An 8,449-nucleotide genomic window follows, 5' to 3' on the forward strand; every position below is an offset into this window, starting at 1 on the left:
ATGGGATGATCAATACCTAATTAGGATGCTACTCAAGATTTAAATGCGTTTAACCTGGATGTAAGCATCTGACTCCACAAGGTTTCTAAAACCTACTGTTCGTACCAATAGGCTTTAAGAAACCTTGCAACGTCGGTTCGTTGGCGCTGTGTTCTCTGTGCCTCTGCGTTAATAAACGTTTACGAAAAGGCCCGTTAATAAACCTTACTGAACAATAATTGGCCGGAATGGATTACTAACGTACCGACCTACGAACTTTATAGTATGCCATTTCAGATCACAACCCAACCCTTCGGGCCACTACCAACTGGTGCTACTCCCCTTACTGAATACCTGCTCGAACATACAGAAACGGGCGAGTTCATTACCGTTATCCCCGAATTCGGCGCTATTCTCCGACGGTTAGTACTGCGTAAAGGCAACCATGTTTTTGCGCTGATACAAGGGCCCGACTCACCCCAGGCCTTAATGGCCGATGAAAGTTATGCCAGCGCCTTGCTTTACCCTTTCCCAAGCCGGATTCGACACGGTATCTATCATTTTGAGGGTCAGGATTACGCTCTAAAAATGAATGAAACCCACCGCGACAATGCGCTGCATGGCTTTGTGCATGGACGCCCCTTTTCGGTTGTGAGTCAGGAAGCAACGTCAACCCACGCCCAGTTGGTGTTACGCTACGACTACACGGGAGATACCTTCGGTTATCCCTTCCCGTTTGCGCTGACAGTCACATACGAGTTAGTACAAGGGAACCTACTGGCACATGGCAGCAATCCGCAGGCCGACAGGATGTGTGCGTTACGCATTAGCTACGAAGCCCAAAACACAGGTACCACCCGTTGTCCGGCGGCTTTCGGCTGGCATCCCTATTTCAGATTTACCGAAGACATAGAGCCTTCCGAAGAGTCGATCGGCGGAATGACCTTAACGCTTCCTACCCGCATCCCCGTTTCGCTCGACGAACATATGATTCCCAATGGGCAGCTTCCGGCCGAAATGGCGGGAACGATCGAGTTACACGACACGCAACTGGATACGGCCTTTCTGATTGAACCAACGAGCGGCCCAGCCGACACAGAATCCTTTGCCGAAACCGTATTAACGTCACTCAGTACAGGTGTTAAGCTGATTGTGGGGCAACAAACCGGCGAAGGAAAACTTAATTATTTAGTGTGCTACACACCCACCCGGCGCGACAGAATTGCCATTGAACCCCTAACTGCGAATGTGGATGCCTTTAACAATGGCCAGGGGTTAGCCGTACTGAATCCCGGCGAGGCACTTTCCGGCACTATTTGGGTAAGGCTGGATTAGTGGAGTTGGTCATTAGTGGAGTGAGTGCAGTAGGTAGAATAAGTGTATTGGGTGTAACGGTTTTACTTACTTCACCTACTCCACTCACTCCACCTACTCACTAACCTACAATTGCCTTAGTTTAATATTTCGGAACCAAACGGTGCTACCCCAGTCCTGAAGGCCAATTCGGCCCGAGTAACGTCCTTTACTGATGGGGGCATCTTTCAGTTTGCTCGTGGCAAGGCGCTGTTTCCAGTCGGCACTGTTCAAATCGTGTTCCTGAATACTAAAGCCATTTAACGTGACCGTTAGCTTATTTTTCTTATATACGAAATGCACTTTGTTCCAGCCACCAACCGGCTGCAACTCCCGAACACGCGCACTAGCCACACTAAACAAATCGCCTGCGCGGTGCTTGTTTTCAGCTGCGCCTTCATAAATGGCATCATCCAGCACCTGCACCTCTAAACCAGTGTCAAATATATTTTTATAGGGTGGCTCTTCCTGTACGAAGAAGAAAATACCACTATTAGTAAACCGTTCAATTTTCCACTCAGCTTTAAACTCAAAGTCACCCGTAATAACAGCATCGGTAACCAGGTCGCCACCATTAGATGCCTTATTGCCAATCCGATTGGGCACATTCAACTGCAACGCGCCATTATCGATTTGCCAGGCCGATCCAACGGCTTTTGTACCATAACTATGCCAACCCGACACGTTTTTCCCATTAAACAGAAGTTTCCAGCCGTCCTTTTTTTCCTGTGAAGTTAAGGTATTGAGTTCCTGAGCCTGTAAACCTGAGCGTACCAGACAGACAAGCAAAGCAAGAGTTGAAAGCTTGATAAACATATATGTCAGAATGAATATTTATTTATAAAGGCATGACCCGGCCTAAAACTCCTCAAGGTTAATCTTACTCATTCCATATCCTCTGATTCTCAGCAAGTGGCATACAGGCAACATAATGACCTGGAATTGGATCATAGCCCAATATGGTTTTCCCTACTTTTTCTGACGTAAAATAGCCCAATAAAGTAAGTTCCTTCAATCGACGAAAAAAGGCGGTTGGGCCAGGTGCCGCCAGTCGAATTCCCCAAACCGAAGGGGGTAATTTAGCGGCTTCCTTATCCTGTTGAAGCAGGAAATCCTGACGTTGCTTTTCGGTGCAGTCCGCAAATGCCTTTCCAGTTGATTCTTCGCAGGCCTTGTCGAATGTAGCCAGGCCAGCCAGAAAATCTTTCTGTTCATCCTCAGAAAGCAGGTCTTTCAGCATTTTATCCACGAACTGCGGAACGCCAAGCTCTTTAGCGCCGGGCGTTTGGGTTTTGGGGAGAATCGTCTCCGTAATTTCGGCAATGGTGTTGGCCTGATTATTTGTCAGGAATTCTGGTTTCCAGCTAAGGGTAGCTTCGTTGGAACAGGCTATAAATGTTTCGGAAAGTGCTGATATGGAAACAGCATATCCAAAAAACAAAGCGGTATGTTTGAGTGCGTCTCTGCGTTGCATCGTTTTAAATGAGTGAAAGAATGAAAGGGCGAACGAGTGCAAAGGCAGCAAACACTCTTTCACTCATTCGCCCTTTCACTCATTAAATATTAATTCGCTTGAGTTCGCTAACGGCAAAGTCGGCGGCACGGGCGGTAAGCGCCATGTACGTAATTGATGGATTTATGCAGGACGAGGAGGTCATGCAGGCACCATCGGTAACGAACAGGTTGGGTACTCCATGCACCTGATTGTTGCCGTTGAGCACCGATGTTTTGGGATCGCGGCCCATACGAGCAGTGCCCATTTCGTGAACACCCACGCCAATACCGCCCGAGTAGTCGAACGAAGCCACATTTTTTAGTCCGGCCGCTTCGAGCATTTCAACCGCATCGGTTTTGATCTGCTCCCGCATGTTCATCTCATTCTCCTTAAACTCGGCGTCAATGGAAAGCGTAGGCAACCCCCACTTGTCCTTCTTATCCTGATCGAGCTTAACGTGATTGTCGTGATAGGGCAGGCACTCACCAAAACCTACCAGCGACATTCCCCAGCCTCCCGGCTCAAAGAGCGAATCTTTAAAAGCGGCACCAATACCTTCCCGATTCACTCCGCCACCCCAATTGCCACGCCCGGCAGCGCCCTGGTAATCGTATCCCCGAATGAATTTGTCGGTACGCGTTGCCTCATCCAGGTTTCGGTAGCGGGGAATAAAAATCCCGTTCGGACGGCGGCCTTTGTAATACTGATCGTCGAATCCATCGAAACCACCCATTGCGCCCAGTCGGTAGTGGTGATCCATCAGGTTATGCCCTAGTTCGCCACTGTCGTTTCCTAACCCGTTCGGGTAGCGCTTCGAGGTCGAATTGAGCAGAATTGAGGTGGTGCCCAGCGTCGATGCGTTGCAGAAAATGACTTTGGCGTAAAACTCAACCATCTCCTTACTTTCGGTATCGACTACCCGAACGCCCGTGGCTCGTTGCTTCTGCTCGTCGTAAATGATGGAATGAACCACCGAATTAGGCCGAATCGTGAAATTATTGGTTCGATTGGCGGCCGGCAAGGTAGCCGAATTACTGCTAAAATAGGCACCGTACGGACAACCGCGCGAGCAACGATTCCGGTTCTGACACTGCGCCCGTCCCAGTTCAAGATGCCAGGGTTTCGGTTCGGTCAGGTGAGCAACCCGGCCAATGGTCAGGTGACGGCCTTTGAACTTCCGTTCCAGTTCGGTACGAACGTGTTTTTCCAGGCAGTTCAACTCCATTGGCGGTAGGAAATAACCGTCTGGCAGATGTGAAAGCCCGAGTTTTTCACCACTAATACCTACAAATTTTTCGGTATACGTGTACCACGGCTCAATGTCTTTGTAACGGATTGGCCAGTCAACGGCGATACCGTCTTTGGCATTGGCCTCAAAATCAAGATCACTCCAGCGATAGCACTGCTTTCCCCAGAGCAGCGACCGGCCACCTACCTGGTTGCCCCGAATCCAATCGAAGCGTTTTACTTCGGTATAGGGTGCGTCGAGGTCGTTGTTGTAAAAATGCTTGTTGGTTTCGTTAACGAAGCCGCTTCGGGCCTGCACATGATACGTTTGCTGATCGGCATGAGACAGCGCTTCCCGGTGTTCAAAATCCCAATGGTCGAGGTTCATGGTCGGGTAATCCTCGATGTGATTGACCAGGCGACCTCGCTCCAGCACAAGCGTTTTGAGCCCTTTTTCACACAGTTCTTTGGCGGCCCAGCCCCCACTGATGCCGGAACCAATGACTATGGCATCGTAGGTATGTGTTTTATTTACGGTGGTATTTAGATTAGGCATACAGGAATAGTTGGTAATGCGGCAATTATGTCTGCCAGATACGAATATAAACGAATTTTGGAACAAGTTAATTTTTGACAGGATTACAGCCGGGCCGACGTTCGGATGAACAGGATTGACTGCCCCGAAAAAAAATCCTCTCAACGAAAACGCTGTCAAATTGGCTTTGCCTAAAAAAAATTGGGCGTCATGTTGCTTGTACATGACGCCCGAATAAGGATTGATGATAAGCTTTAACTCAACTTACCGCTTTTTCTTACCCGCATAATTCCCCGAAAACTTCGGTACACCCGTAGTTTCTTTCTTCGGGCTACCCAGGAGTCGATCGGCTAAATCCGGGTGCTTCAGCTTGTTCAGCCGATTCCGAATCCAGTCTTTGTATTCGGGCTTGTACCAGAAGAAGTAGTTGTTTTGCGCTTTCTTTTCCTCCCGCGTTTTAGCCGTTTTGACGGGCTTCAGCGTGTAAGGATGAACACCTGAATAATAGATAACCTCGGCCACGGTCATGGGCGTGGGCGTAAAATCCTGTACCTGTTCGAGCTGAAAGCCCAGGTCTTTCGTTTCGGCAGCCAGATTAGCCATATCCTGTTCCTCGCAGCCAGGGTGTGAGGAAATAAAGTACGGAATCAGCGGTTGCTTCAGGTTATGCTTCTCTTGAATCTTGTCGTACTTCTGTTTAAATAATTTGAAGTACTTGAACGATGGCTTCCGCATAACCCGCAACGTATCATCGGAGGTATGTTCAGGAGCCACCTTCAACCGACCCGATACGTGGCGCGTGACAAGCTGCTCCATGTATTCGTCGTGGTTGCCATCGGCGTTGTTTTTATTGAAATCATCGACCAGCAAATCGTAACGCACACCCGAGCCCACAAAGGCCTTTTTGATGTTCGGATTGGCATCGACTTTTCGATACAATTCCGTCATTGGCTTGTGCGAGGTGTCGAGGTTCGAGCAAATGACCGGGTGAATACAACTTGGGCTTTGGCAACGGGCGCAAATCGACTCATCTTTACCCTTCATTTTGTACATGTTGGCCGAAGGGCCACCCAAGTCTGATATGTATCCCTTGAACTCGGGATGCTTCGTGATCTCCTCGACCTCTTTCAGTACCGACTGTTCGCTGCGGGAAGCAACGAATTTGCCCTGGTGCGCCGAAATCGTACAGAAGCTACAGCCACCAAAACAGCCCCGGTGCATATTGACCGAGAACTTAATCATGTCGTAAGCCGGAATCGGTCCCCGTTTTTTATATTTCGGATGCGGAAGGCGGGTGTAGGGCAAATCGAACGACTTATCGATTTCGGCCTCCTCCATCGTTTTGAACGGCGGGTTGATCACCAGAATCTGATCACCTACTTGTTGAAGAATTCGGTTAGCCTGCCACTTATTCGATTCAACCTCAACAATTTTGAAGTTGGCCGCGTATTTGATTTTATCCTCCAGACATACCTCATGGCTCGCCAATTCAACTGAATTCCAGTTATTGTACTCCCGCAATTCGGTGCTGGCGTCGTGCATAAATGCCACTTGATTGATGTTCCGCATCGACGAAAAAGGCACGCCTTGTCGAGCCAGTTTCAGGATTTCGCGGAGAGGTTGCTCACCCATGCCATACACCAGCATATCGGCACCAGCATCGACCAGAATCGACGGCATCAGCCGGTCCTGCCAATAATCATAGTGAGTAACCCGACGCAATGAAGCCTCAATGCCACCGAGTAATACCGGCACATCCGGGAAAAGTTCTTTCAGGATTTTGGTATAAACAATGGTGGCATAATCGGGCCGGAAACCCGCTTCACCACCGGGCGTATAGGAGTCGTTGGAACGTAGGCGTTTGTTGGCCGTATAGTGGTTCACCATAGAATCCATACAGCCTGCCGTAACACCAAAGAAGTATTTGGGCTTACCGAATTTCTTAAAATCGCGCAGGTCGTCTTTCCAGTTGGGTTGGGCAATAATAGCTACGCGAAACCCTTCACTTTCCATGATCCGGCCAATCACAGCGGTTCCAAAAGCTGGGTGATCTACGTATGCATCCCCCGATACAAGCACAATATCCACTTCATCCCAGCCTCTTTTTTCGACTTCTTTCATCGTCAGAGGCAACCAATCTGTAAGGGGTCTTTCAATCATGAGTACGTAAACTAATCTTCCTAAAAAACACCGAATTTACAGAATGATTCAATTGGGGTGAGAATCAATCACATGTTTCTCACTTGTTTGCAATTGGGGCCACCAGTTGGTAACACAGATACCTGGCATCCGGAGAGTCTATTGAGTACGATTGAAGACAGAATAACTTATGAAAGTCGAGTTATAAAACCTTACCATCCTTAAGTCGAACTTCAATGGCAGGCTTTACCTGTTTTAACTCCTGAATAAAACAAATTTTATCTCTCGGCGAAATAAGTATACTATCAAACTTATTGTAAGAAAGTTCAAGTCGATCCATTGAGGTAGCCGGTGAACTTAACGGATTATTGGTTTCCGTAATTTTTGTAATTGTGTTAATATCCAACGACTTATTAACAAGGAAGCCAGATTTGATCCGTAAACGAGTCCCATCAATTTGGTAATATGTTGTGGCAAATAAGTGGGTTATAAATGACCCAACCAATACAAGTATGAGCAAGCCTGGCCAGTTTTCGTTATAAGCATTTACTACCCCGACTCCACCCAGAATAATGACCAGTGGAATTAGTAATTCAAGACCAACTTTCGATTTGTAGGTTATCATTGCATGCATTATGACTAGGTTCAGTCAACAACCCCAGGGCTGATGGTGGATGGCGCTATGTACCTAAGCACAAGTCATTGCCAGCTTTTACACCCTGTTGGGCTGGGCTAAAAAACTTCTTTAGGGGGCGGGCAATCTGTCGCACAATGAGCTGCTCACACGGAGCTCTTTACCTACTGAAAAGCGTAAGTTACATCAGGTTAAGGAAAGGCCTTTGCTACATACTTATGACGTAGAAGCCCATGATGCTACACAAAGCCATTTCTTAGGCGGTTGGCCCAATCAGCCCGATTATTTTTTTCAGCACATCTTGCAGCAGCTTCAACATTATAGTCAACGGCAATTAAATCGATAGTTTTTAAATCACCCTCGAACGTAACAATACAATAGCGTGCAAATGGGCTGCCACTTTCCATTTTGTGATAAATAGGAGAATCGTCTTCATATGCCTGTAAGCCAACGCTTCCTGGATTGACGATAACCTTCTGACCTGCTTTAACAATTCTTGGTAAATGGCTGTGTCCGCATAATACTAATCTTTGTGGGTGGTACCTCAACTTTTCAACTAAATCAGACGACTCTTTTACAGCAACATGTCCAGGTTTTATATCTTCAATAAGATACTCACTATCATTATCTGGGGTACCATGACACAATATAATATCGTCTTCAATTACTCGTGTAGATGGCAATGATTCAAGCCACTCCAAGGCACTTGTGCTCCAAAGTTCCTTTATAACGTAGTCAAAGGTTGGATTTGACGTTTTATTTTCCAGAATAAATCGATCTTGGTTCCCGCTTATGCTTTGCACGTGCTTCTCTTGTAGTAACCTGTATGTGGCAACCGGATCGAGTGGCCCATAAAGCGTATCACCCAGGTCATATATCAAAGCTATTCCATGCTTCTCAATATCCTCTAACACAGCCTGCAAAGCCCAAACATTAGCGTGAATATCTGCAATAAAAGCTAGTTTCATCAACTATGGAGTCACAGTAAATGCAGAACAAAATTGGCTGAAATTAAGGAACATATTCAATAACGACCAGCCTGCCTATGCGGAGCGGACAAAAACGCTTGGCGCTTGAACAAGGGCAA

General features: G+C 47.3%; 7 protein-coding genes. 1 reads left to right on the forward strand and 6 read right to left on the reverse strand.

The genetic code is table 11. From position 1 onward, the window contains the following. Nucleotides 1–264: 264 nt before the first annotated feature. Nucleotides 265–1,314, forward strand: coding sequence for an aldose epimerase family protein (locus ACYVGO_RS38055; protein WP_460974031.1), 1,050 nt, complete (start codon nt 265–267; stop codon nt 1,312–1,314). 105 nt (nt 1,315–1,419) lie between these two features. Here the strand turns inward: ACYVGO_RS38055 and ACYVGO_RS38060 are convergent, their stop codons facing one another. The 6 genes from ACYVGO_RS38060 to ACYVGO_RS38085 all read right to left on the reverse strand — a co-directional run bounded on the left by ACYVGO_RS38060 (nt 1,420) and on the right by ACYVGO_RS38085 (nt 8,330). Next, nucleotides 1,420–2,148: a 3-keto-disaccharide hydrolase gene (locus ACYVGO_RS38060; protein WP_142774231.1), complete on the reverse strand. Its 729-nt coding sequence runs from the start codon at nt 2,146–2,148 to the stop codon at nt 1,420–1,422. Between the two features lie 64 nt (nt 2,149–2,212). Then, nucleotides 2,213–2,806 (reverse strand): gluconate 2-dehydrogenase subunit 3 family protein, encoded by a 594-nt coding sequence (locus tag ACYVGO_RS38065; protein ID WP_460974032.1) that lies wholly within the window; start codon nt 2,804–2,806, stop codon nt 2,213–2,215. Between the two features lie 82 nt (nt 2,807–2,888). After that, complete coding sequence (locus ACYVGO_RS38070) at nt 2,889–4,610, reverse strand: GMC oxidoreductase (protein WP_460974033.1); 1,722 nt, start codon at nt 4,608–4,610, stop codon at nt 2,889–2,891. A gap of 243 nt (nt 4,611–4,853) precedes the next feature. Beyond that, nucleotides 4,854–6,749 (reverse strand): YgiQ family radical SAM protein, encoded by a 1,896-nt coding sequence (locus ACYVGO_RS38075; protein WP_460974034.1) that lies wholly within the window; start codon nt 6,747–6,749, stop codon nt 4,854–4,856. 181 nt (nt 6,750–6,930) lie between these two features. Continuing rightward, nucleotides 6,931–7,362, reverse strand: coding sequence for a PH domain-containing protein (locus ACYVGO_RS38080; RefSeq protein ID WP_460974035.1), 432 nt, complete (start codon nt 7,360–7,362; stop codon nt 6,931–6,933). 239 nt (nt 7,363–7,601) lie between these two features. Next, nucleotides 7,602–8,330 (reverse strand): metallophosphoesterase family protein, encoded by a 729-nt coding sequence (locus ACYVGO_RS38085; RefSeq protein ID WP_460974036.1) that lies wholly within the window; start codon nt 8,328–8,330, stop codon nt 7,602–7,604. Nucleotides 8,331–8,449: the final 119 nt, after the last annotated feature.

The sequence above is a fragment of the Spirosoma migulaei genome, from assembly GCF_054776855.1.

What these genes read in the sequence shown, in the direction of transcription:
- ACYVGO_RS38075 (WP_460974034.1), bottom strand. Translation starts at nt 6,749, where the DNA reads ATGATTGAAAGACCCCTTACAGATTGGTTGCCTCTGACGATGAAAGAA.
- ACYVGO_RS38060 (WP_142774231.1), bottom strand. Translation starts at nt 2,148, where the DNA reads ATGTTTATCAAGCTTTCAACTCTTGCTTTGCTTGTCTGTCTGGTACGC.
- ACYVGO_RS38065 (WP_460974032.1), bottom strand. Translation starts at nt 2,806, where the DNA reads ATGCAACGCAGAGACGCACTCAAACATACCGCTTTGTTTTTTGGATAT.
- ACYVGO_RS38085 (WP_460974036.1), bottom strand. Translation starts at nt 8,330, where the DNA reads ATGAAACTAGCTTTTATTGCAGATATTCACGCTAATGTTTGGGCTTTG.
- ACYVGO_RS38080 (WP_460974035.1), bottom strand. Translation starts at nt 7,362, where the DNA reads ATGCATGCAATGATAACCTACAAATCGAAAGTTGGTCTTGAATTACTA.
- ACYVGO_RS38055 (WP_460974031.1), top strand. Translation starts at nt 265, where the DNA reads ATGCCATTTCAGATCACAACCCAACCCTTCGGGCCACTACCAACTGGT.
- ACYVGO_RS38070 (WP_460974033.1), bottom strand. Translation starts at nt 4,610, where the DNA reads ATGCCTAATCTAAATACCACCGTAAATAAAACACATACCTACGATGCC.